This window comes from Phocaeicola sp. HCN-6420, assembly GCF_037890145.1.
Classification (GTDB): domain Bacteria; phylum Bacteroidota; class Bacteroidia; order Bacteroidales; family Bacteroidaceae; genus Phocaeicola.
The window spans coordinates 12,909-36,384 of record NZ_JBBKBJ010000034.1; the positions used below are offsets into that span (position 1 = coordinate 12,909).

The 23,476-nt window shown below is 39.4% G+C and carries 21 protein-coding genes; 8 read left to right on the forward strand and 13 right to left on the reverse strand.

From position 1 onward, the window contains the following. Nucleotides 1-14: 14 nt before the first annotated feature. From WKT12_RS14415 to WKT12_RS14445, 7 genes are all read right to left on the reverse strand, one after another. Nucleotides 15-1,400 carry a bifunctional UDP-3-O-[3-hydroxymyristoyl] N-acetylglucosamine deacetylase/3-hydroxyacyl-ACP dehydratase gene (locus WKT12_RS14415; RefSeq protein ID WP_340320133.1) on the reverse strand — a complete coding sequence of 462 codons (1,386 nt, stop codon included), beginning with the start codon at nt 1,398-1,400 and terminating at the stop codon, nt 15-17. 4 nt (nt 1,401-1,404) lie between these two features. Continuing rightward, the gene (gene lpxD, locus WKT12_RS14420) at nt 1,405-2,445 is read right to left on the reverse strand and encodes a UDP-3-O-(3-hydroxymyristoyl)glucosamine N-acyltransferase (RefSeq protein WP_340320134.1); all 1,041 of its coding nucleotides are present in this window, start codon (nt 2,443-2,445) and stop codon (nt 1,405-1,407) included. Between the two features lie 278 nt (nt 2,446-2,723). After that, entirely contained in the window at nt 2,724-3,548 is an 825-nt protein-coding gene (gene pyrF, locus WKT12_RS14425) for an orotidine-5'-phosphate decarboxylase (protein ID WP_340320135.1), read from the reverse strand. A 31-nt stretch (nt 3,549-3,579) separates the two neighbouring features. After that, nucleotides 3,580-5,061, reverse strand: coding sequence for a DUF4153 domain-containing protein (locus WKT12_RS14430; protein WP_340320136.1), 1,482 nt, complete (start codon nt 5,059-5,061; stop codon nt 3,580-3,582). A gap of 245 nt (nt 5,062-5,306) precedes the next feature. Then, nucleotides 5,307-6,416, reverse strand: coding sequence for a peptide chain release factor 1 (gene prfA, locus WKT12_RS14435; protein ID WP_340320137.1), 1,110 nt, complete (start codon nt 6,414-6,416; stop codon nt 5,307-5,309). A gap of 380 nt (nt 6,417-6,796) precedes the next feature. Then, nucleotides 6,797-7,966 (reverse strand): AIR synthase-related protein, encoded by a 1,170-nt coding sequence (locus WKT12_RS14440; RefSeq protein WP_021971322.1) that lies wholly within the window; start codon nt 7,964-7,966, stop codon nt 6,797-6,799. Nucleotides 7,967-8,032: 66 nt separating this feature from the next. Next, nucleotides 8,033-9,535 (reverse strand): glycoside hydrolase family 10 protein, encoded by a 1,503-nt coding sequence (locus WKT12_RS14445; RefSeq protein WP_340320138.1) that lies wholly within the window; start codon nt 9,533-9,535, stop codon nt 8,033-8,035. An 81-nt stretch (nt 9,536-9,616) separates the two neighbouring features. Between WKT12_RS14445 and WKT12_RS14450 the strand changes: the two genes are divergently transcribed. The 3 genes from WKT12_RS14450 to WKT12_RS14460 all read left to right on the forward strand — a co-directional run bounded on the left by WKT12_RS14450 (nt 9,617) and on the right by WKT12_RS14460 (nt 13,064). Next, nucleotides 9,617-11,056, forward strand: a complete 1,440-nt coding sequence (locus WKT12_RS14450) for a carbon starvation CstA family protein (RefSeq protein WP_340320139.1) — start codon at nt 9,617-9,619, stop codon at nt 11,054-11,056. Nucleotides 11,057-11,303: 247 nt separating this feature from the next. After that, a complete protein-coding gene (locus WKT12_RS14455; RefSeq protein ID WP_021971324.1) occupies nt 11,304-11,798 on the forward strand; it encodes a hypothetical protein in 495 nt (164 codons plus the stop codon). An 18-nt stretch (nt 11,799-11,816) separates the two neighbouring features. Further along, nucleotides 11,817-13,064 (forward strand): DcaP family trimeric outer membrane transporter, encoded by a 1,248-nt coding sequence (locus WKT12_RS14460; RefSeq protein ID WP_340320140.1) that lies wholly within the window; start codon nt 11,817-11,819, stop codon nt 13,062-13,064. Nucleotides 13,065-13,284: 220 nt separating this feature from the next. Here the strand turns inward: WKT12_RS14460 and WKT12_RS14465 are convergent, their stop codons facing one another. The 5 genes from WKT12_RS14465 to rplS form a co-directional block, all read right to left on the reverse strand. Continuing rightward, nucleotides 13,285-13,995: a hypothetical protein gene (locus WKT12_RS14465; RefSeq protein WP_340320141.1), complete on the reverse strand. Its 711-nt coding sequence runs from the start codon at nt 13,993-13,995 to the stop codon at nt 13,285-13,287. Between the two features lie 87 nt (nt 13,996-14,082). Continuing rightward, nucleotides 14,083-14,718 (reverse strand): outer membrane beta-barrel protein, encoded by a 636-nt coding sequence (locus WKT12_RS14470; protein WP_340320142.1) that lies wholly within the window; start codon nt 14,716-14,718, stop codon nt 14,083-14,085. 36 nt (nt 14,719-14,754) lie between these two features. Continuing rightward, nucleotides 14,755-15,234 carry a hypothetical protein gene (locus tag WKT12_RS14475; protein ID WP_340320143.1) on the reverse strand — a complete coding sequence of 160 codons (480 nt, stop codon included), beginning with the start codon at nt 15,232-15,234 and terminating at the stop codon, nt 14,755-14,757. Between the two features lie 154 nt (nt 15,235-15,388). Further along, nucleotides 15,389-15,610, reverse strand: a complete 222-nt coding sequence (locus tag WKT12_RS14480) for a hypothetical protein (RefSeq protein ID WP_340320144.1) — start codon at nt 15,608-15,610, stop codon at nt 15,389-15,391. 529 nt (nt 15,611-16,139) lie between these two features. After that, nucleotides 16,140-16,493: a 50S ribosomal protein L19 gene (gene rplS, locus WKT12_RS14485; protein ID WP_007564838.1), complete on the reverse strand. Its 354-nt coding sequence runs from the start codon at nt 16,491-16,493 to the stop codon at nt 16,140-16,142. Between the two features lie 199 nt (nt 16,494-16,692). On the opposite strand from rplS, the gene WKT12_RS14490 reads away from it, so the two are divergent. The 5 genes from WKT12_RS14490 (at nt 16,693) to WKT12_RS14510 (ending at nt 23,131) form a co-directional block, all read left to right on the forward strand. Further along, complete coding sequence (locus tag WKT12_RS14490; protein WP_340320145.1) at nt 16,693-17,448, forward strand: 5'-nucleotidase; 756 nt, start codon at nt 16,693-16,695, stop codon at nt 17,446-17,448. Nucleotides 17,449-17,461: 13 nt separating this feature from the next. Continuing rightward, nucleotides 17,462-18,304: a bifunctional metallophosphatase/5'-nucleotidase gene (locus tag WKT12_RS14495; protein WP_021971339.1), complete on the forward strand. Its 843-nt coding sequence runs from the start codon at nt 17,462-17,464 to the stop codon at nt 18,302-18,304. Nucleotides 18,305-18,383: 79 nt separating this feature from the next. Beyond that, nucleotides 18,384-21,356 (forward strand): glycoside hydrolase family 3 N-terminal domain-containing protein, encoded by a 2,973-nt coding sequence (locus tag WKT12_RS14500; RefSeq protein ID WP_340320146.1) that lies wholly within the window; start codon nt 18,384-18,386, stop codon nt 21,354-21,356. A gap of 119 nt (nt 21,357-21,475) precedes the next feature. Next, complete coding sequence (locus WKT12_RS14505; RefSeq protein ID WP_021971341.1) at nt 21,476-21,643, forward strand: DUF362 domain-containing protein; 168 nt, start codon at nt 21,476-21,478, stop codon at nt 21,641-21,643. 141 nt (nt 21,644-21,784) lie between these two features. Further along, on the forward strand, nt 21,785-23,131 hold the full coding sequence (locus WKT12_RS14510; protein WP_340320147.1) for a PepSY-like domain-containing protein: 1,347 nt from the start codon (nt 21,785-21,787) through the stop codon (nt 23,129-23,131). 135 nt (nt 23,132-23,266) lie between these two features. On the opposite strand, the gene WKT12_RS14515 is transcribed toward WKT12_RS14510, so the two are convergent. Continuing rightward, the coding region (locus tag WKT12_RS14515; RefSeq protein WP_340320148.1) for an ROK family protein at nt 23,267-23,476 on the reverse strand (210 nt) is incomplete at its 5' end.

A 23,476-nucleotide genomic window follows, 5' to 3' on the forward strand; every position in this document is an offset into this window, starting at 1 on the left:
ATAATATAATTGTTCTATTGGTTTTTAACTATTTGTGCCATGAATTCAGCTTCACAGACAATTTTCTCACCTACAAAGATATAACCTTTCATAGTCGAAATTCCGCGTCGTATCGGGGCCATCAATTCTACACGGAAAATCAATGTATCTCCTGGTACTACTTTCTGACGGAACTTTACATTATCTATTTTAAGGAAGTAGGTAGAATATTTTTCCGGATCGTCCAGCGAGTTTAATACAAGCAGACCTCCTACTTGTGCCATTGCTTCTACTTGAAGAACTCCCGGCATGACAGGTTCTTTGGGGAAATGACCGACAAAGAACGGTTCGTTGGATGTGACGTTCTTTACTCCAACGATATGATTGGCTCCAATTGCTATCACTTTATCTACCAACTGGAATGGGTAGCGGTGAGGTAGTAGTTCACGGATACGGTTTACATCCATTATGGGAGCTTCGTTGCAATTGTATACAGGTGCCTGAATTTCATGCAGGCGTATTTCTTTACGTATTTGACGTGCGAATTTGTTATTGATGGTGTGTCCTGGACGAGTTGCAATGATACGTCCTTTTATCGGCTTACCTATTAATGCTAAGTCGCCTATAATGTCGAGAAGTTTATGGCGTGCTGGTTCGTTCGGCCATACCAATGGAATGTGATTGATATATCCTAACAGACTTGCATCCATATGAGGAACGCCCATAACATCGGCAAGCTTGTCGAAGTTTTCTTGTGTCATTGGTTTTTCGTAGATAACAATGGCATTATCCAAATCGCCGCCTTTGATTAAGCCTGCATTGAGCAGGGGCTCTATTTCCCGAACAAATACGAATGTGCGTGCAGATGCTATCTCGGTAGGGAAGTCTGCCATATTCTCCAGTGTAGCATACTGGTTGGTTAGTATCTGTGAATCGTATGAAATCAGTGTATTAACGCTGAACTTGTCGTCGGGAAGTACTGTGATGGATGAGCCTGTTGCTTCATCACGGAACTCGATTTTTGATTTGATGATATAGAAGTCTTTAGGAGCATTTTGCTCTTCTATGCCTACACGCTTAATGCATTCTACGTATGCTTTGGCACTTCCATCCAAAATCGGGAATTCCGGACCATTGACTTGTATTAAACAGTTGTCTATTCCTGCAGCATAAAGTGCAGCCATGGCATGTTCTACGGTACTTACTTTTACCCCGTTCTTGGCCAGAACTGTACCGCGGGTTGTGTCAACTACATTTTCAGCAACAGCATCAATGACTGGCTGATCATCTAAATCTATTCGCTGAATCTTATACCCGTGATGTTCTGGGGCAGGATTGAATGTAACAGTTAGTTTGACTCCTGTATGAAGTCCTTTACCATTCAGTGAGAAACTGCCTTTTAATGTTTGTTGTTTCAACATGGGTTTATTTATTAAGTTGTTTTTTTAGTTCTTCAATTTCCTTTTGTAGTCGGCCTAATTCAGTATACATATCGGGAAGTTTCTTGAATATAGCAGATGAACGTGCAAACTGTTTGGGCTCAATAGCAGGATATCCCATCAGGGTGCTGCCTGATTTGGTATTTCCTGGTATGCCGGATTGTGCACCGACTGTTACATGATCTCCTATTTTTATATGTCCGGCTATACCGACTTGTCCGCCGAACATACACCATTCTCCGATTTTTGCAGAACCGGCTACGCCACCTTGTGAAGCCATAACAGTATGACTTCCGACCTCTACATTGTGTGCCAATTGAATCAGATTATCGAGCTTTGCTCCCTTATGAACGATTGTTGCTCCCATTGTAGCACGGTCTATACATGTATTGGCTCCAACTTCTACATTATCTTCAATGATGGTGATGCCAATTTGTGGAATTTTCTCATAGCCTTCCGGCGAGGGGGCGAAACCAAATCCATCGGCTCCTATAACTGCTCCTGCATGAATGATACAGTTATTTCCGACACGGCAGTCATGGTATATTGTAACTTGTGGGTATAAAGTGGTATTTTCTCCTATTTTGGCATGAGAGCCGATGGTGACATGAGGATGTATGTATGAGTTGTCTCCAATTTCAGCTCCGTCTTCGATGCAAGCAAAAGGACCTATATAAACATTATTACCGATTTTTGCTTTCGGAGAAATAGAAGCTAAAGGATCGATACCTGTTTTTTTAGGTTTGCTCATTTCATATAAAGTCATCAGTTTGGCAAGACTTTCATAAGCATTGTCCACTTTGATAAGAGTAGCTTTTATTTCATGCTCCGGTTCAAAGTCTTTATTGACCAATACAATGGATGATTGGGTATTATATATGAAATGTGTATATTTCGGATTGGATAAGAATGATAATGCTCCGGGAATACCTTCTTCTATCTTTGCGAATGTATGTACGGTAGCATTTTCATCTCCTATAATCACTCCTTGGATATATTCTGCAATTTGCTTGGCTGAAAACTCCATAATTGATTCTTTTGTTCTTTTTTACTTTAATTGTTCTGCTTTTTTGCATGTCTTTAAATGACATACGTGTTGTTAATTATGCAAATTACGTGTTTTTTTTTTATATATCCGTGTAAAATTCCAAATATTTATCTGTTCTGGGTTGGAAAAGTGTTCTTTTTTATCTCTATAATGAAACAAAAAACTGCCTTCTGAAGTGTGGCTCAGAAGACAGTTTTTATGTAGATTTAACAAATTGTCCTGTATGCAGGTTGAAAATCTCTTTTTGGAAACTTATTTTATAGAATAGCTTTCAATTGTTCACTCATTTGTAACTGTACTTTATGAGCTTCTTCACCGGCTACTTTTGCAAAGTTTTCTGTTTTGTCTGCATAAATGATGGCACGGCTGGAGTTAACAATCAGTCCACATTCTTTAGTCATTCCGTATTTGCATACTTCTTCCAATGAACCGCCTTGTGCGCCGATACCTGGAACTAACAGAAAGTGATTGGGGACTATTTTGCGGATGTCTTCGAACATACGTCCTTGAGTAGCTCCTACAACGTACATCATATTCTGGTCATTAGCCCACTCTTGAGACTTGCGCAATACTTTTTCGAACAAGCGTTCTCCATCAGTATCGGTAGTCAACTGAAAATCATGTGAGCCTTTGTTTGAGGTAAGAGCAAGCAGGATAACCCATTTCCCTTCATAAGTAAGGAAGGGGGTAACGCTGTCTTCTCCCATATAAGGTGCTACAGTTACGGAATCAATATTGAGTTCTTCGAAGAAGGTACGTGCGTACATAGCTGAAGTATTTCCAATATCTCCTCGTTTGGCGTCAGCTATGATAAACAGGTCTGGATAGTTCTTTTTGATGTAGTCTACAGTTTTTTCAAATGCTATCCATCCTTTTACTCCCATACTTTCATAAAAAGCCAGATTTGGTTTATATGCAATACAATAAGGGGCTGTCGCATCAATGATAGCTTTATTGAATGCGAAGATAGGATCTTCTTCTTTTAGCAAATGTTCTGGTATTTTTTTGATGTCAGTATCTAATCCGACGCACAAAAAAGATTTTTTGTTTTTGATGTTTTCAAATAATTGTTGCTTGTTCATATTTATTGCTTTTTAAGTTTGTATGTTACTGTTATTTACTAAATAAATATCCGTCTATACTTATCTCCATACTCTTCTTTGTTTTGTCAACAGAGAAACTGGTCAGTATAAATGTCTTTTGACTTGAGTTACACTTCAGTTCGGAAGGAGGCATTTCGCCGTGCTTATATTGACTCAGTGATTCGAGAGTCTGGTAATTAATGTAAACTGTATCGTTTTCCTGAGTTATTTTAACGGAGAGCATATTTTCCTGCTCTTCCTTGTTAATGATTTGATGTTGATGTACTGCTTGTAATTTTTTATATCCGACAGGTATGCCAATCAATGCGTTTGAGGCAATTGCTCCCGAATATGAAACGATTGCTTGAGTTTCTTGTTGGTTTTTAAACTCAGTGCGGAGCATGTACAATGAAACATCCTCGTCAATCCATTGGCTGATGCTTTCTTTTCCAAACCATTCGTAAAGATAAATAAATTTTTCATTTATTTGTTGTGCTCTTTCTGGAGAAAATGTTTTTAACCATTGAGTATATTTATCTTGTGAGAAGGGGAGGTCTTCTGTCGGTATTTGAGTTTGAATGATTTTGCTTATTTCGTTTTGGATTTTATGTTTTGTTATACTGGCATAATTGACAGGTAAAACAGATGTCAATAGAAAAATAATAGAAAAAGATATTGGAATCCAACTGACTCTTCTTGCTTTAATTATAATCAGAATAATGCATACACAGTAACACCAAATATTCAGTGTTATCAAATAAAGTCTATTGATGGTTATTCCATAATCATTAAAACGTCGCACAATACCTATGGTCATCAAAAAAAGTAAGGGGAGTATGACTAAAGGCAGCCAGCGAGCAATCAGATTATCAAAGCGTTTTTGTTGTGCTATTCGGTTGGGATAAAGTCCGAATTCGATAACGATACATCCAGTCATCAGGGTTATAACCAACCATGAAACCCATCCTATCGGTAGTTCCCAGTTTATCAATATGCGAAATGCGTAAATGTAAAGTACAATCAGATAACCTCCTGTCAATGGAAGGAACAGATAATGGATGACACCGTTTAAGAAGGAATGTTGTAACGGGCGTGTGTTATGCTTTTCTTGTTTTTGGGGAAGTAAACCTAAAAACAAAAACATGGATAAACACACGTTGCAGAGAATCACAATGTAGAGATAACTTTGTGATTCTATTTTTAAATTGAATAATTTATGTACAGATAGCATTAGGAAGCAGATTCCGCCACTCATAATGCATCCTATAACGTTGGCTGTAACACATGATGTGATACTTGATATAGCAAAGTTCCAGCTTGGAATGTCGTTTTTCTCTTTAAGAAAAGAAAGGAAGAATATAGAGAGGCCGATTGCCCAAAGACCTGCAGCATGGGCGATTCCTATTTCTGTAAATGATTTCTCATATGAATAAGAATAAAGATAAATAGTGTCGAGTATGAGGAGTAAATTCATTCCTGTCTGGATACCAATCTTAGGGATGATACTTTTCATCTCTTCACACCACAGGTGCAAAGTTAGCGATAATAAAGTACCTACAGAAAGATAATATGCAATAATCCAGTGTAGTTTTTTATTATCATCATGGTTGGATACAAAGTAACAGAGATAACATGTTAGGGCTATTGTGAAAAATAGAGTAACCGGGAAGCGCTTCAAATTACTTTGAAGCGTTCCGTTAAAAGTCTGAATAGTTTTCTGTAACCAATGTCCTGACATTTGTATAAGACCCTCAGTGATTATAGTTCACTTTCTTTCAATCGTTCTGCATTTTCAGCAACAATTAGATGGTCAATACAGTCTTGAATATCTCCATCCATAAAGGCTGCTAAATTGTATATGGTATAATTAATGCGGTGATCAGTTATACGACCTTGCGGATAGTTATATGTACGTATTTTAGCAGAGCGGTCTCCTGTGCTCACCATGGTCTTTCGTTTTGAAGCGATGTCATCGATATATTTCTGATGTTCTTTATCATAGATAAAGGTACGCAAACGGCTGAGAGCACGTTCCTTGTTTTTGGGCTGGTCGCGGGTTTCGGTACATTCAATAAGAATTTCTTCTACGATACCTGTATTCGGATTTTTCCAGTTATAACGCAAGCGTACTCCTGATTCTACCTTGTTTACATTCTGCCCTCCGGCACCACCGCTTCGAAACGTATCCCATTTTATTTCTCCTTCGTTGATTTCTACATCGAATGGCTCAGCCTCAGGGAGCACAGCGACAGAAGCTGCTGAAGTGTGGACACGTCCTTGAGTTTCTGTAGCAGGTACGCGCTGTACACGATGTACGCCCGATTCATACTTCAGGGTACCATATACTTTATCTCCGGTAACGGAGCAAATGATTTCTTTAAAACCGCCGGCAGCTCCTTCATTGGCACTGGATACTTCCAGCTTCCAGCCTTTGCGTTCGCAGTACTTGGAATACATACGGAACAAATCTCCCGCAAAGATAGCTGCTTCATCTCCACCTGTACCACCACGAATTTCCAAAATGGCGTTGCGGTCATCTTGCGGGTCGGCTGGTACCAGCAAAAGCTTAATTTCTTCTTCCAATGCCGGAATACGAGCTTCGCAGGCAGCTGCTTCTTCACGTGCCATTTCCTTCATTTCCGGATCGCTTTCAGCCATCATCATTTTGGCTTCTTCCAGTCCGTTAAGGCATTGCAAGTATTCTTTGCGAGCAGCCATCAGGTCACCCAATTCCTTATATTCTTTGGTTAGTTTGACGTATCGTTTTTGGTCGGCTATTACGTTTGGGTCTGTAATTAAGGTTGAAACTTCCTCAAAACGAGATACCAGACCATCCAATTTTTCTAATAATGTATTGTTTTCTGCCATTCTAGTGGAATGCTTATATTGAAGTCTTTAAAAAAAGTTAGTTGTTTACCATAATCTGCCGTAGGCTGTTCGGGTAAAGAAAACCAACAATATGAATCCGAGCAAGATGAAAGGTAAGTCCCTTTGGGCTTTCCATTGAAAATCTTTAATGCCAAAGTATTTTCCAAAAACAAAGAAAGAAACAAAATTGGGGAGTCCAAAACTTATCGTTTTTAGAAAAGGAGAGTCAAATTCAATGCTAAGATATAAACGGACAAACCATAAAACGAGAGAGTTCGATAAGACATCCTTGTTTTTCTTGCGGTTTCATATAATCGTAAGAATAAGAACAAGTGAGGCAGGTTCGCTACACATCCTGCCTCTTCTTGCCTTTGGGGTAATTAATATTTGAATTCTCCGAATTCTGAACGGATAATCAATTCTTTGTGATCGCTCTCTTCGATACGTCCGATAATCTGTGCATCGATGTTGAACGATTTACTGATTTCGATAACCTGTTCTGCATGTTCAGGTGACAAATATACTTCCAGACGATGTCCCATGTTGAATACCTTATACATTTCGTCCCAATCGGTGCCACTCTGTTCTTTGATGGTACGGAACAAAGGAGGAACGGGGAAGAGATTGTCTTTGATGACACGGCAGTTGTCGTCTACAAAGTGAAGAACCTTCGTCTGGGCACCTCCTGAACAATGAACCATACCGTGGATTTGTGGACGTAGAGCGTCCAATAATTTCTTAACAACCGGAGCATAAGTACGGGTCGGAGAAAGAACCAGTTTGCCAGCATCCAGTGGAGAACCTTCTACAGCATCCGTCAATTTCAGCTTACCGCTGTAAACCAATTCTTCGGGTACAGCATGATCATAGCTTTCCGGATATTTCTCTGCCAGATATTTGCTGAATACATCGTGACGGGCGCTGGTCAGACCGTTACTACCCATACCGCCGTTGTATTCTTTCTCGTAAGTAGCTTGTCCATATGAAGCCAGACCTACAATTACATCGCCCGGACGGATATTGGCGTTGTTGATGACATCAGCACGTTTCATACGGCAGGTTACCGTACTGTCAACGATGATAGTACGGACCAAATCGCCTACATCGGCAGTTTCGCCACCTGTAGCATAAACGCCAACTCCCATTTCTCTCAGTTCGGCAAGCAGTTCGTCTGTTCCGTTAATAATAGCCGAAATTACTTCTCCTGGTACAAGCAGCTTGTTACGACCGATAGTAGAAGATACTAATATATTATCTACAGCTCCCACGCACAATAAATCATCAATATTCATAATCAGTGCATCTTGTGCGATACCTTTCCATACAGACAAGTCACCTGTTTCTTTCCAATACAGGTAAGCCAGCGATGATTTTGTTCCGGCACCGTCTGCATGCATGATATTGCAATACTCAGGATCACCTCCTAAAATGTCAGGAATGATTTTGCAGAAAGCTTTTGGGAAAATACCCTTGTCAATGTTTTTAATGGCGTTATGTACATCTTCTTTTGAAGCAGAAACGCCGCGCTGCATGTATCGTTGATTGCTCATGAGATATTAGTTGTTTGTTTTTCGTTCATTTGAATGTGCAAAAGTACGGATTATTTTGCTTATGTCCTATCGTTTTTCAGGTTTTGTTACATCACTTGCTGTGAATGGACGATTCATTTCCAGTGGACTACTTTCATTTCCGCATCGGTCTACAGCAGTTACCGCCCAATAGATACGTTCTGCCCATGGTACTTCAGGATAAAATGTATAACAGGTTAAATCAGTGCGTATTTCTATCAAGTTAGAAGGTTGGCTGATGTCTACCGGATAAGTATTTGAGGCATAAATCCTATAATATACGGACGTTGAGAGATTATCGGATGATGCACTCCAGCTTAATTTAACTCCTTTATTAAGTGGCATAAAATAAGGGCTTTTCGGAGTTGATGGAGCTATACTGTCTATCCAGGTCATAGGAGGCACAACTGCTGGCTGAGTGTAAAAATATTCTTTTAGTTCGTCTAGTAACCCTTTCGTGTTGTTCATAAGAAAGCGATTGCGGAAATAAGCTTGTCCATCCATATTGATATTTCTCAAGAAATAAATTTGCCGGATGACCTCATCTAGTTGCCAGTTTTGTTCTTTAGGATGAAGAAAATAAATACCTAATCCGGGAATAATCCAACGCCCGTTTTTATTTTCTTGCCAATCTAAGGCAAATGGATAAAAATGATTTCCTTGGAAATACATCATAGGGAATAAGGCATCGTGTATACCCTCTTTCAGCCATTGGCGTGCATCCTGGTAAACAACTTCGTATGCATTCCATCCTCTTGAGGGGTATCGTCGGGTATCGTTATATTTCCCAACCGGAGAACTACTTACTTTTACCCATGGCTTTAGAGATTTTGTTTCCATATATATACGACGTACTATGCGGGTTATATTGTTTCTTCTCCATTGTTGCAACTGTTCTTTTTTACCGTATTTACGATAAGTGTTTTGGTCAGGAAAATCTTTAGCTTGTTCTGGATAACGAATATAATCCAAATGAATCCCATCTATGTCGTATCGTGAAACTATTTCACGAACAATACTTGCAAGATAATTATCTGTTTGGGGATTCCCGGGATCCAGATACCATGTACCTTTATATAGCTTGCAAATAGAAGGTTGTTTTTTGGTGATTGATTTCTTGCCTAAAAGCTGAACTTGTCTGGTATTCCCGATAGGGATAGTAACAATCCATGCATGTAGTTCCATGCCACGCCGATGACATTCTTCTATAGCGAACTGTAAAGGGTCATACTTGGGATTGCCTCCCTCATGACCGGTCAGTGATTCTGTAAATTGTTCAATATCGGATGGATAAATGACATCTCCTCGTAATCGGGTTTGCAATAATACGGTATTAAAGTTAGCTCGTTTCAATGCGTCAAGTATTTTGCACAATTCCTGTTTCTGAAGCTCGATACCTTTGGGCGACGTAGCTTTCTGTGAAGGCCAGTCTAAGCTCCCTAATGTAGTAAGCCAGGTAGCTCGTATTTCGTATTTAGGCTGGGAGTATGCAAAGGCTGGTGTAAAGAGTCCGATAATAAAGATGTAAATAGTAATAAGTCTGTTGTACATAATTTTGATTTTTAGTGTTGCAAAGATAACAATATGTTCTTTTAAATTGTTACTTTTGCGCTCACTTAAATACTTTTTATTATGATAACTTTTAGCATAGCTTTAATTCTGTTATTGGTCGGCTACTGGATATACGGAAGTTATATCAATAAGTTGTTTGCTCCCGATCCGAACCGTAAAACTCCTGCTTTGACCATGACTGATGGAGTGGACTTTATTCCTCTTCCGGCATGGAAAATTTTTATGATTCAATTTTTGAATATTGCGGGGCTGGGACCTATTTTTGGCGCTATTATGGGGGCGCAGTTTGGAACGGCATCTTATCTTTGGATTGTTTTTGGGACTATCTTTGCAGGTGCTGTACACGATTTTCTGGCTGGGACACTATCTCTTCGTCATTCAGGTGAGAGTTTACCTCAAATCATTGGGCGATATTTAGGTAGCGGAACACGGAAAGTAGCATGCATTTTTACTGTTTTGTTGATGATATTGGTAGGAGCTGTATTTGTTTCAGGACCGGCGGAATTATTGGCAGGTATGACTCCTGATTCTTTGGATGTATATTTTTGGGTTATTGTTATATTCCTATATTATATATTGGCAACAATGATGCCAATTGATAAGATTATAGGTAAAGTATATCCATTATTTGCTTTTGCGTTGCTTTTTATGGCTGTTGGTATTTTGGTTATGCTTTATGTAAAGAGTCCCGATTTACCAGAAATATGGAATGGATTTGGAACAAAGTACGAGCGTAATCCTATTTTCCCGATGATGTTTATTTCTATAGCCTGTGGAGCTATCAGTGGTTTTCATGCTACTCAATCTCCGCTGATGGCACGATGTATTACTAATGAAAAATATTGTCGTCCGGTCTTTTACGGAGCAATGGTTACGGAAGGTGTAGTTGCTTTGATCTGGGCTGCAGCGGCAACTTACTTCTTTCATGAAAATGGAATTATAGATGAAGTGACTGGAGTTGCGTATTCAGGTGCAAAAGTAGCGACAGATATATCGAAGGACTGGTTAGGTGCCTTTGGCGGTATTTTGGCTATTCTTGGAATTGTTGCAGCTCCTATAACCAGTGGAGATACAGCATTACGCTCTGCACGTTTGATTGTTGCTGATTTTTTTCATGTAGAACAGCGTAGTATACGTCGACGTCTACTTATTTGCATACCTATATTTTTAATAACGATAGGTTTGTTGGTTTATAGTTTTGGCGATGCCGAAGGTTTTAAAATAATCTGGAGATATTTTGCCTGGTGTAATCAGACTTTAGCTGTCTTCACTTTATGGGCAATTACGGTGTGGCTTGTATATGAAAAGAAGAATTATTGGGTTACTTTGATACCAGCTCTGTTCATGACTGCTGTATGTTCTACCTATATATTAATAGCTCCCGAAGGTCTTTCTTTATCTGGTACCTTGTCTTACTCTTTGGGTATAGTTTGTGTTCTGATTGCTGTAATCTGGTTTACCCTATGGTATAGGAAGGTGAGAAAGTCCTATCTTCGATAGAATTTTTTTGAAATGTTTAAGCTGAACTTATGGATGTGAATCTATATATGTTTACGAAGAAATTAATGTCTTGCCAGAGATGAATGGGGCTATTGGGATAGAACTTGTAATTTTTTCTGTGGCAAGACATTGTTTTTATTATAGAAAAAGTTTCTTGTAAGCATGATAAAATGGTGAAAAACTACAATGGATTACTTTTCATAGTGTTTTTTTGTTACTTTTGCGCCTATCAATATCTTTTAAAATTATGGCAAAGAAATTTCTATTAGCATTTATTTTATTAATAAGCTGTCTTAATGTCGCTCATGCACAGTTTGAAGAGGGTAAGTGGTATCTGAATACTTCTCTCACGGGATTAGATCTTTCTCATAGTAAATATGAGGGGACCAACTTCGGTTTTCAGGTTGCTACAGGAGCTTTTGTCTTGGATAATTTATCGGTTTTGGTAAATTTCAAGGGTGAATATGTGGAAAATGGTATGGATGAAACCAGTATAGGAGCAGGGGCAAGATATTATTTGTCGAGTTGTGGCTTGTACGGGGGATTAGGACTGGCCTATAAACATTTATCGAATAGTGTAAACCGTAAGGATTTGGTTTGTCTGACTCCGGAAGTGGGTTATGCTTTTTTTCTGAATGGAACAATTACCGTGGAGCCAGCTGTATATTACGATTTGAGCTTCTCAAATTGTTCAGAATATAGTAAGTTAGGGTTCAAGATTGGGTTTGGTTTTTATTTCTGATTTTAATATATCTAAGTGATGAAAAAAGTATTTGTGTCGCTCGCTTTGCTCGTCGGAGTATCAGGGAGTTTGTTTGCGCAGAAAAAAGGGTTCGACTATAAGTTCTATGGTCAGGTGCGTACAGATTTATTTTATAATACTCGGTCTAACTCTGAGACTGTAGACGGATTATTTTATATGTATCCGTTGGATGAAGTAAAGGATCCGAATGGACATGATTTAAATAGTGTTGGTAATGGTAATTTCTATACGTTATATACTCGTCTGGGAGTTGATGTAGCTGGTCCGATGTTGGGAAAAGCCAAGACATCTGCAAAGGTCGAAGTTGATTTCCGTGGTTCAGGTACTACTTATTCATTGTTTCGTATCCGTCACGTTTATTTTAATCTCGATTGGGGAAAATCTGCTTTGTTGGTAGGGCAGACCTGGCATCCGTTATATGGCGATGTAGCTCCTGAAATATTAAACTTGAATATGGGAGCACCTTATCAGCCGTTTAGTCGTGCTCCACAGATTCGCTACCGTTTTACCTCTAAGAATTTTATGCTTACAGCTGCTGCTATATGGCAGTCTCAATACCTGTCTGTTGGTCCAAAGACGAATGTCCCGGGAGAAACTGCGACTCAGAAGAGTCAGGAGTTCATAAAGAAAAGTTGTATTCCTGAGTTTTATTTAGGTATGGATTACAAACGTCCGGGACTGATTGCGGGGGCAGGCGTCCACGTAAGTTCTATAACTCCCAGAACACAGTCAGAAATGGAAAATGGAACTTTTTTTGTTGATGAACGTGTAACAGGTATTTCAGGAGAAGCTCATATAAAATATAATCAAAAGGATTGGTTGGTATCTGCAAAGACTGTACTTGGTACAAATCTTACCCAGACTAGTACTGTTGGCGGATATGGTATAGTCAGTATTGATGAATATACGGGTAAGCAACAATACTCCCCTTTACGTACTTCTTCTACATGGGTAAATGTTGCTTACGGTAAAAAATGGCGTCCAGCTCTTTTCTTTGGCTATTTAAAAAATCTGGGAGCATCGAAAGAGGTACCTTACGGTACGTTGGGTACGGGGACAACACTTGATCAGTTATTTACTGGAACAGCAGAGCTTACCTACAACATTCCTCACTGGAAATTTGGGGCAGAGTATTCCTTGTGTAATGCTTGGTATGGAGATAATTTTGATTCAAAAGCAAAAGCTATTGATTCACATTCTGTCATGAATCACCGATTTGTCTTTACTGCCATTTTTCAGTTCTAAGAAGGATATTAAAGAAATTAAAAAGAAAATCTTCGAGGATATGTTTAAAGGTTGAAACGCAGAAAAAGGGAAATAATAAATGTCCCTATAATAATAGCCGGAACAAACCGTCGATATGACGGTCTTTCCGGCTATTATTGTTTTTTGCTTTTCGTATTGATCGGCAGCTACTATAGATGATATTGATAGGGTTTGTGAATCATAATCGAATCATAACCATTTATTTGATGATGGTTTTTACTTTACCATTTTGGAAGAACAGATAAAACGAACTTGTGTACATCCATTGAGTTTCTCCATTTGTTTCTATGATAGACTGTGGTTTGCCGAATGCAAGACGACATTCGTCTTCATTCATTCCTTCTACCGGTCGGCAGATGGCGATGTCACTCCAATGAGTAATAGGGGCGAGCTGATAGGTGGCAATGAAGTCGAATAGTTTGTTGAGCATAGACGATTCTGATTTTACGAAGTCGTCCATAGTTTTTTTGTGTGCAACTTTTTTCTCAGGAGCAAGTTTTTCCAAAGGCGTTACCTTTTTCATGACTAATACGGTAGACTCAATCAATACATCATGTAAATAATAAAGTAATTTCCCGTCTGCAACTCTGAATGTCGCTTTTACATAGTAGGTATTGTTTAATCCAGATTCAGCAGAAGATCCCAAAGTAAATTCACAATCGAATGTTTTATTGGGTACATCTATATTGGTGAGACCCTCACGTAATTGAGGGCAAATATTTTCTATTGCCCATAGTAAAGTGTTGGCATAGATTTTCTCATCGCTGAATCCATTGAAGGTTGTAAATCCGTTTATTACACATTTGTCACCCTCCGTATTGACAGGATAAGTCTTTCCGGTTTCTGTGAAAGTCTGTGCAGAAGAGGGGAAGATGCAGCACATTAGAATGAGTAGATAAATGTATTTCATATATTATGTATAACTAAAAACAACGTTTACTACCTGTGTTATCCAGATAATAAACGTTGTGAAAATAAGATGAATGTTTAAATATTATTAGAATGCGACTCCCAGACGAATCAAAAAGTTGCTTGTTTTAACTCCATTGAAATCAGAGAATGCATCGATAAAGCCACGCTGATAGCAGAAGTCTAAGTTGAAGCGGTCGTACCAGATACCTACACCGGCATTCAATCCAACATCGTATGCGTTATAGTCAACGCTCATTGCGTCAGCATAATCTCCCCAGCTGATACTTTCTCCGCTTTCTTTCATTTTGCTTGAGAAATCATAGCTTGCATAAAATCCCAAATGTGGATCGATTTTGATGTTGTCGGCTACTCCGATTTTCCATCCAAAGGTAATAGGTGAATATTGTACGTTGTGAGCAATGCACTTTACATCGTCTGCTTTGAAACCACGCGAACCGAGTCCCAAATTCATACCCCAATATCCTCCTGCATCACCTATGGGCTTGTTAAATTCAATGTTGAAGTTATAGCCTATTTTTGAATCTACTCCTTCTGCACCGTCACCGGCGAAGTTCATCATATTCATACCAAGGCGGATAAGCCATTCGGTTTCAGATGGCGTTCTTTCTGTTTTGATGCTTCTACTCGTTGAAGAAACAATTTGGGCATGAATACCTGTGCATAATAATAATGCAGCTACAATTGATGCTAGTTTTTTCATTTTGCCTATAATTTATAAATTAGTATTCGGTGTTAATTATTTTACGATTGCTGCTATTTTTTCTTTATCACTGGTAGTGACTGTCTTTTCCATGCGGATCCATTCGTAATCGGCTTGTGTAGCAGTTGCCCAGTTGACGAATGTGGCAGGATAGCCTACGACTGTCAATTTGTAGAAGCCATTTCGCATGTCATCTGTCTGGAAATTGAAGGTCGCAGCTACGATTACATCTGCATTATGCTTTTTAGATGATTGATAAACTCCCCAGCTACGTATATTTGCTAAGTCGCCTCCCATTTCTACTTCTACTTGTTCCTTAGAAAGACTCCATTCGTCTGAGATTCGTCCTTTGCTGGTGTCGACTTTTAATTCAACGGTTAAAGGCTTTACGTAAGCATTGGTTTTAACGTCCAACAGACGAGCTTGAGTATCCTGAAACTTAACAGTAGTCTTTTGTGCCTGCATTCCCAATATGCCAATGAATGAGAAAAGGGCAATAAAATAGAACTTTTTCATACTTCTAATATTTAATAAAACAGTTAGTTCTTTTAGTCATTTTTCAACTATTTGCAAATTTATGTAAATAGCAGAAAGACGATAAGTGAATGATAGTTCTGAAAAGTTGATAAATGTGTATTCTGTTTGGATACAGCCATGCCTCTAATAAGGGCTAATCCGAATGGGTATTTGTAGAAATAGAATCAGATAAATCCTGAAAGAAATCGTGTTGTAGTATGCAGGATATGCGCCAAAGTAAATGTATGTCAATATTTTCTTTATGAAAAATCTTATATACATTTGGGCGTGTACAGCATAACTGTATTGCAAACCATGTAACACTCCGTCCCTGCTCATGCAATGTTTCTTCAATGCGTTTTCCTATGTGAATCATTGTTGTAGAATAAATTGCCTTAATAATGGATTTATGTGTATATTCCATTATCAAGAATGTAAAACATTCATTTTTTTTATTCTGTCTTTAGGAAATAAAAATCTCTTTTCATTAAACGACATGAAAAGTGATAATTGAAGGGCTTTTCCCTTCTTTGCAGTGAAAGATTAGTTAGTGGTTGTATTTTTTATTTGCTACAAAAGTATAAAAGAAATGCATTAAAAGCAATGGATTTTTTATTTTATGCGTGATATTGGAGAAAAATGTGCAGATAAAATTTTAATAGAAGCCTGGTTTCCCTATTTTTTTGTACAAAAAAGAAAATTGTTTGTACAAATTTTCTAAAAAGATGGGGACGTTTTCAGAGATGGCTCGAAAGGAGTTAAAGTGAATATGCTCATTTGTATGGATGGCGGCAGTAATAGTTGGTATTTTCTGATGTAATTGAGTCAGTGGGGGCTGAAAAACAAAAAACCGACTCTCGTTATGAGAATCGGTTTTCTGTATGTAAGGAATAATAGATTCAGTATTACAAGTTAACGCGTTTTTCCTGAATTCTAGCTTTCTTACCAGTAAGAGCACGCAGATAGTACAATTTAGCACGACGTACTTTACCAACTTTGTTGACAGTGATGCTGTCGATAGCCGGAGATTCAAGAGGGAAGATACGTTCTACACCTACAGTTCCTGACATTTTACGTACAGTGAAACGTTTCTTTTCACCGTGACCTGAAATTTTGATAACAACACCGCGATACAACTGAACACGTTCCTTGCTACCTTCAACGATACGGTATGCTACTGTGATAGTATCACCAGCTTTGAATGAAGGATGCTGTTTGCCAGTAGCAAATGCTTCTTCTGCAATTTTAATTAAATCCATTTTCTTTTTTAAATTAAATTGTTTATCGTTACAACGCAACATATCAAGTAACTCTTCTTTGACAGCGATTGCGCGAAAGCGGTGCAAAGTAAGTGATTTTCTTCGATATAGGCAAATGTTTCGGGGATATTTTGATACAAAATCTTGTGTCCGTTTGCTTTTTTCCCTATATTTGGACAATAAATATGAATGATAATATATGAAAAAGTATGTGTTTTACGCCATATTGGCTGGCTCTCTTGTGCTTACCGCCTGTAGTTCCAGTTATTCTTTGGTATCGGTAGAGGGAGAAAGAGTGCCCATTACCAGTGTTTATGATGAGAAGCAGGATCAGGCTGCGTGGAGAATTTTACAGCCTTATCAAGATAAAATTGATAGCTTGATGACGCCGGTTATCGGACATGCAGCCCGAAAACTTGAAGCATATCGTCCGGAGTCTCCACTTTCAAACTTGATTGCGGATATACTTTGCCAGAGTGCGGAAGCTAAATTGGGGGTGAAGATGGATGTTGGAGTGATGAATATAGGGGGAATTCGTAATATTCTAAATGAAGGAAACATTACTTTTGGCTCTATTTATGAAATCAGTCCTTTCCAGAATGCATTGTCGGTTGTTGTCTTAAAGGGAGCAGATCTGATGGAACTCTTCAAGCAGATTGCGGCGGTGCATGGTGAAGGCTTAAGCGGAGCGCGGCTGGTTATTTCGAAGGACGGAGAACTGCTGAGCGCGAAGGTGGGAGGAAGTCCGGTCGATCCGCAAAAGGAATACCGGGTGGCTACCATCGATTATCTGGCGGAAGGTAATGATCACATGGAGGCTTTCAAGAATGCTGTTTCAAAGACAGAGCCGCAAGAGGCTATTTTGCGTGACTTGTTTATCGACTATGTCAAGCAGTGTGAGGCTAAAGGTGTTTTTGTGAATGCTGATGTAGAAGGGCGTATTGTAGAACAATGATAAAGAATATTATATGAAAAGACTATATTTCATCTTATGGGTGTGCTTGTTTTCCGGAGTTTTGGCTGCCCAGTCGACCAAGGAGCTGTTTTTATTTCATACCAATGACATGCATAGCCGTGTAGAACCGTTCCCGGAAGATTTTCAAGATACGATGCTGGCTGATAAAGCTGGGCTGTTGCGTCGTGCTACTTTTATCAAGCAGCAGCGCAAGATTCATGAAGATTTACTGCTGTTCGACTCGGGAGATTTCTCGCAGGGTACTCCTTATTATAATATGTTCAAAGGGGAGGTGGAGATAAAGCTGATGAATGAAATGGGTTACGATGCAGGTACTATCGGAAACCATGAATTCGATTTTGGACTGGATAATATGGCAAGATTGTTTAAGATGGCTAATTATCCTATAGTTTGTGCGAATTATGATGTAACAGGTACGGTGCTCGAAGGGCTGGTAAAAGAGTATACGATTATTCAGCGTGATGGTCTGAAGATTGGAGTTTTCGGATTGGGGGCGCAGTTGGATGGATTGGTTGCATCTGAATGTTACGGAAATGTAAAGTTTGAAGATCCTGTTTCGGAGGCGCAGCGCATTACAGATTTGCTGCGGAATGATGAGCATTGCGATGTGGTTATTTGTCTTTCTCATTTGGGATGGAAAGGTGAGCCGTATAGTGACATCGAACTGATAGAAAATACTCGTGGCATTGATGTCGTACTGGGAGGACATTCTCATTCTTATTTCGAGGGGCCGAAGTTCTATAAAAATCTGGATGGCGTTGAAATTCCGGTACAACAAATGGGTAAAAATGGGGCATTTGTTGGAAAAATGATTCTGAAGTTTCAGAAAAATTAGGAATGGAATGTCGAATATAATATAAGTATTGCTGGCAGAAGAGATTATCGGATAAATATTAAAAGGAGGGAGAAGGATTATGAATAAACGTTTTTGGGGATTGATTATTTGCTTGTTTTTATGGATAGGGGTGAATGCTTCTTCTGTAAGAATATTGGAACAGATAGATGATACCGTAGCATGTAACCGCTGGGTGGAAGAACAACTTGCTCGTATGACGTTAAAGCAGAAAGTCGGTCAGTTGTTTATTCATACAGTTGCTCCTGTTACTTTACAAAAAAATAAGAACAGTATCGAGGATGCGGTTAAGGAATATGGTATAGGTGGATTGCTTTTTTCAAAAGGTGAACTGAATAAGCAGGTACAACTTACTAATCTGGCGCAGCAGTGGGCCGATATTCCTTTGCTGATAACTTTTGATGGAGAGTGGGGACTGGGCATGAGATTGGAAGGAATGCCCGAATTTCCACGTAACAGAGTATTGGGATGTATACAGAATGATACATTGATTTATCAATATGGGCGGGAAGTAGCAAGGCAACTTCGTGAGATAGGTGTGCATGTTAATTTTGCGCCTGTTGCCGATGTCGATAATAATCCCAGTAATCCCGTTATTAATGTTCGCTCTTTTGGTAGTGATCCGAAGCAAGTTGCGCGTAAAGTGATAGCCTACTCTCGTGGCTTGGAAGATGGAGGCGTTATGGCTGTTTGCAAGCATTTCCCAGGTCATGGCGATACAGATACCGATTCTCATTATGTGTTGCCTGTACTTAATTTTAATCGTGACCGCTTAGACAGTGTAGAGTTGTATCCTTTTCGGGAAGCAATCAAGGCTGGCATTGGGGGAATGATGATTGGTCATCTGCACGTTGCCGAGCTGGATAATAGGCCTGCGTCTATATCTTCGGAAGTAATTACTTCGGTTTTGTGTAAAGAACTGGGCTTTTCCGGACTGGTATTTACCGATGCGCTGGAAATGAAAGGTATTTCTGATAATGCAGATAATCCTTGTGCTCAGGCTCTGATGGCAGGAAACGACCTGCTGCTGGTACCAAGAAATTTAAAGAAGAGCCTTGAAAGTGTAATGCGTGCCATAAAAGCGGGCAAACTGAGCGAAAAGGTTATTACAGAAAAGTGCCGTAAGGTGCTTATGTATAAGTATGCTTTGGGGCTAAGCCATAAGCAGCATACCGAGCTTGATGGGATCAAACAGCGAATTCATACTGCGGGTACGGATAGTTTATTGGCTGCTATGGAGAAGGCTGCTGTTACTGTGTTAAAGGATTCGGCAGACGTGTTGCCGCTCGACTTGTCATTGTCGGGAAATGTATTGTTGAGTCTGTCTTCTTCTTTATCTGACGATTACCCATTCTACAAGGAATTGAAAAAAACTGTTTCACTGGCGTGGTTGCATGGCAATGCTGATTCGTTAAATCGAATTCAAGAACGTGTTACTCCGGCACAGCAGGTGATTGTAGCTGTACATCCCAATACAAATTTTCAACCGTTCCTTCCGCTGCTGGAGAAGTTGGCAGTCGATAAGCCTGTTGTCATTGTGTGTTTTGCTTCTCAGAATATATTGCAGGAGATGCCTTCTGTATTGCGGAATGTTTCGGCTGTAATATTAGCACATACAGATAAAATATATATTCAGCAGTATGTGGCTGATGTAATGACAGGGCAGGATATTGTAAACGGACGATTATCTGTTGATATGGCAGGATTATGGAAGAGTGGTACAGGGATAACTCTTGATCCGGACTATCCTCGTTCGTATACTCCTGAAGAACTGGGTATGGATTCTAAGATATTGGCTGCCATTGATACCATAGCGGAAGAGGGTATTCGGGAAAAGGCTTACCCTGGTTGTCATGTTCTGATAACAAAGGATGGATATCCTGTATACAATAAATGTTTCGGCTCTTTGACTTATGAGGGAAAGGAGAAGGTCAGGGAGCATACTATTTATGATTTAGCTTCTTTAAGTAAAGCTGCTGGTACATTGTTGGCAGTGATGAAGCTGTATGACGAAGGTAAGTTCGGGCTGACAGATAAAGTAAGTCTTTATTTGCCAGCTTTGAGAAAGACAAATAAACAGAATATCACTATTCAGGATTTGTTATTTCATGAATCTGGTTTGCCTTCGTATTTGCCGTTCTATGAAGATGCCATTGATATGAAGACTTGTAAAGGTGGTTTCTCTCGGAAGAAGCCGGATGCAGAACATCGTTTGCAGATAGCTCCCAATGTGTATGTATGTACTAACTTCTCTTTTAAGAAGGAATGGGTGTCTGCTGTTCCTTCGGATGTGTATTCTTTGCCGTTGTCCGATAGCTTGTTCTTGAATAAAGATTTTAAACAAGTCGTTATGCGTGAAATTATCAATGCTCCACTGAAGGGGCATTCGTATCGGTATAGTTGTCTGAATTTTATGTTGTTGAAGGAAGTGGTAGAAAGTATCACGAAAGTTCCGATGGATGTATACTTGGACAGCGTCTTCTTTAAGCCGATGGGATTGATGTATACGGCATATAATCCGTTAAAACATTTTTCAAAAGAGCAGATAGCTCCTACTGCGGAAAAAGATTTCTTGCGTGGAGGGCCTTTGCAGGGATATGTACACGACGAAGCTGCTGCATTTATGGGCGGTGTATCGGGTAATGCCGGGCTATTTTCTACCGCACACGATGTATCTGTACTTTTTCAGATGTTGCTTGATCGAGGTATTTGCGGCGACCGCCGTTACCTGAGTCGTGCTACTTGTGATTTGTTTATGAGTATGAAATCCAAAAACAGTCGCCGTGGTTTGGGCTTCGATAAACCAGATATGGAGAAACACGATGAGAGTCCGTGTACTCCCGAAGCTCCTGCTTCTGTTTTTGGACATACGGGCTTTACTGGTACTTGTGTATGGGCTGATCCGGATAATGATCTTGTCTTTGTATTTTTAAGTAACCGTACTTATCCTACAAGCTATGGTCAGAATAATTTGGTTAAGCTGGGAATCCGTTCTCGTATTCAACAAGCAATGTATCAATCCTTAAAGCATTGATACTATTTAGACATGTTACAAATTAGGGAAATATTGTAAAGTAGATATTACAAATCTCGTCAAAAAGATTACCTTTGCATCATCAAATTAGTACTAATAATAATTTAATTTTTACTACAATGGCTTACGTAATTAGTGACGATTGTATCGCTTGCGGTACTTGTATCGATGAATGTCCGGTTGGAGCAATTTCTGAAGGTGATAAATATTCTATCAACCCGGAAATGTGTACTGAATGTGGAACATGCGCAGATGTATGTCCTTCTGAAGCAATCCACCAGGGATAATCGACACATCGTCTTATGACAAAATTCATAATAGGTCATCTTTTATAAAGATGGCCTATTTTTTTATATCCTTGCCTGTCGTTTCAGATTCTTTTCAGTTTTGTCTTTTTATTTTGTGTCGTAACATTAAATAAAGGACTTATGGCAAAATCACGATTATTATTAGGTGCATGTATTATGGCTGGTGTATTATTCTTTACTTCGTGCAGTGAAAATGAAAATTCATCTTTTCCTGCCGGAACATCCGGTGATATTCCTGCACAAGTAATGGAAGCATTTAATGCTCAGTTTCCTGGTGCAAGTAATGTGGTGTGGACGACTAAAGCCGGTTATGCTGTAGCCGACTTCTATTGGGATGGTACGCGTTCAGCTGATATGTCGCGTAATCATACTGCTTGGTTTGCATTAGAGAGTGGAATTTTGGGTATGACTGAAAAGGAAATCCGTTTTGTTGAATTGCCCGATCAGGTGAAATCTGCTTTTTTTGCAAGTGAATATGGACAGGCTCCGTGGGTAGCAGATGATGAGGTGGATGTTCTGACGAGAAATAGTGTAGCTGAAACTCTGTATATTATCGACGTAGAAAAGAAAGAGGGTGGAGCAGGTACTGATGTTGATTTGTATTATACTCCAGAAGGTATCTTGGTAAAGGAAGTCATTGATGCGGATGATAATAAGGATTATCAGGAATATTTACCGCAGACACCGTCTGCTACGGTAGAAAGTTGGCTGAAGAAAAATTATCCAAATGCGAGAATTATTGATTTAGATAATGAAGATGGGGGTACGGAAGTAGAGTTTATTTACGAAGGCTTGAAGCACGAAGCCTTTTTCAACCAAGCACAAGCCTGGGTATACACCAGGATAGAATATGAATTTAGAAATATTGATGAGGTAACGGCTATTCCTTCGCAAGTAATTGCTGCCCTGAAATCGACATCTGTTTATTTGGAAGGTGGACGTATTGAAGAAGCGGAGAAATATGAAACTGAGAAGTCCGGAACATTCTATTGCTTTGAATTAGAAACTCGTTTCGATGATGATGTAAAGATTTATATAAGTCATGACGGAACTGTTCTGGAAGGACGTCCCGATCTGGGCGGAGGAAATACGGAAGATACTGGAACTGTTGCTGGAAATGTAGAGCAGTTCATTCAGGAGAACTATCCCGGAGCAGTTATTATAGAACGTGGCTATGACGATGGTTATCTGGAAGTCGACATCCGGCACGATGGGAAAGAGAAAGAGCTTCTTTTTAATGGTCGGTATGAGTGGGTACGTACTTCCTGGGAAATCAGCAGCCAAGAACTTCCGTCCGCAGTAACAGCCGCTTTAACAGCAGGAGGTTACTGGTTGGATGATAACGAAGCGGATGTGATAGAAACGCCCGATTCGTCATGGTACGAAGTAGAAGTACTGCATAATGGAGAAGAACTAAAAGTCTTTATCGATGCAGCAGGTAATATTATTAAGACTGTAAGAGATTAGAGATACTTAATTCACCACAGGTTGCTCCGATATGATCAAATTAGTCAGGTGTTATTCATAGTATGATATTATGACTTTGGTGGACCAGAGTAAGCTGTGGTGAATATTTATTCCCATCATATTTAGTTGCCGTTTTTAGTCTTCGAACAATTTGCTTCTTGATAATAGGCAAGAGCCTATCACGCATGCCTGATCTTTTAGCTTTGATAGTACAATTTCAGAATCACGACTCATCAGACTAAGAGTGTATTTTCTTACGGCGGAAATTACAGGTTGAAGAAGGAAGTCGCCGGCGCGCGACATTTGTCCGCCAATGATTACCATATCAGGGTTAAATATATTAAT

Bases quoted from the DNA above. Each gene is read 5' to 3' on its own strand.
- WKT12_RS14495 (WP_021971339.1), top strand. From the start codon at position 17,462: ATGAAAAGACTATATTTCATCTTATGGGTGTGCTTGTTTTCCGGAGTT.
- WKT12_RS14475 (WP_340320143.1), bottom strand. From the start codon at position 15,234: ATGAAAAAGTTCTATTTTATTGCCCTTTTCTCATTCATTGGCATATTG.
- prfA (WP_340320137.1), bottom strand. From the start codon at position 6,416: ATGGCAGAAAACAATACATTATTAGAAAAATTGGATGGTCTGGTATCT.
- WKT12_RS14455 (WP_021971324.1), top strand. From the start codon at position 11,304: ATGGCAAAGAAATTTCTATTAGCATTTATTTTATTAATAAGCTGTCTT.
- WKT12_RS14480 (WP_340320144.1), bottom strand. From the start codon at position 15,610: ATGATTCACATAGGAAAACGCATTGAAGAAACATTGCATGAGCAGGGA.
- WKT12_RS14490 (WP_340320145.1), top strand. From the start codon at position 16,693: ATGAAAAAGTATGTGTTTTACGCCATATTGGCTGGCTCTCTTGTGCTT.
- WKT12_RS14415 (WP_340320133.1), bottom strand. From the start codon at position 1,400: ATGTTGAAACAACAAACATTAAAAGGCAGTTTCTCACTGAATGGTAAA.
- WKT12_RS14460 (WP_340320140.1), top strand. From the start codon at position 11,817: ATGAAAAAAGTATTTGTGTCGCTCGCTTTGCTCGTCGGAGTATCAGGG.
- WKT12_RS14470 (WP_340320142.1), bottom strand. From the start codon at position 14,718: ATGAAAAAACTAGCATCAATTGTAGCTGCATTATTATTATGCACAGGT.
- WKT12_RS14445 (WP_340320138.1), bottom strand. From the start codon at position 9,535: ATGTACAACAGACTTATTACTATTTACATCTTTATTATCGGACTCTTT.
- WKT12_RS14465 (WP_340320141.1), bottom strand. From the start codon at position 13,995: ATGAAATACATTTATCTACTCATTCTAATGTGCTGCATCTTCCCCTCT.
- WKT12_RS14500 (WP_340320146.1), top strand. From the start codon at position 18,384: ATGAATAAACGTTTTTGGGGATTGATTATTTGCTTGTTTTTATGGATA.
- WKT12_RS14440 (WP_021971322.1), bottom strand. From the start codon at position 7,966: ATGAGCAATCAACGATACATGCAGCGCGGCGTTTCTGCTTCAAAAGAA.
- WKT12_RS14510 (WP_340320147.1), top strand. From the start codon at position 21,785: ATGGCAAAATCACGATTATTATTAGGTGCATGTATTATGGCTGGTGTA.
- WKT12_RS14430 (WP_340320136.1), bottom strand. From the start codon at position 5,061: ATGAAAAGTATCATCCCTAAGATTGGTATCCAGACAGGAATGAATTTA.
- WKT12_RS14505 (WP_021971341.1), top strand. From the start codon at position 21,476: ATGGCTTACGTAATTAGTGACGATTGTATCGCTTGCGGTACTTGTATC.
- rplS (WP_007564838.1), bottom strand. From the start codon at position 16,493: ATGGATTTAATTAAAATTGCAGAAGAAGCATTTGCTACTGGCAAACAG.
- lpxD (WP_340320134.1), bottom strand. From the start codon at position 2,445: ATGGAGTTTTCAGCCAAGCAAATTGCAGAATATATCCAAGGAGTGATT.
- WKT12_RS14450 (WP_340320139.1), top strand. From the start codon at position 9,617: ATGATAACTTTTAGCATAGCTTTAATTCTGTTATTGGTCGGCTACTGG.
- pyrF (WP_340320135.1), bottom strand. From the start codon at position 3,548: ATGAACAAGCAACAATTATTTGAAAACATCAAAAACAAAAAATCTTTT.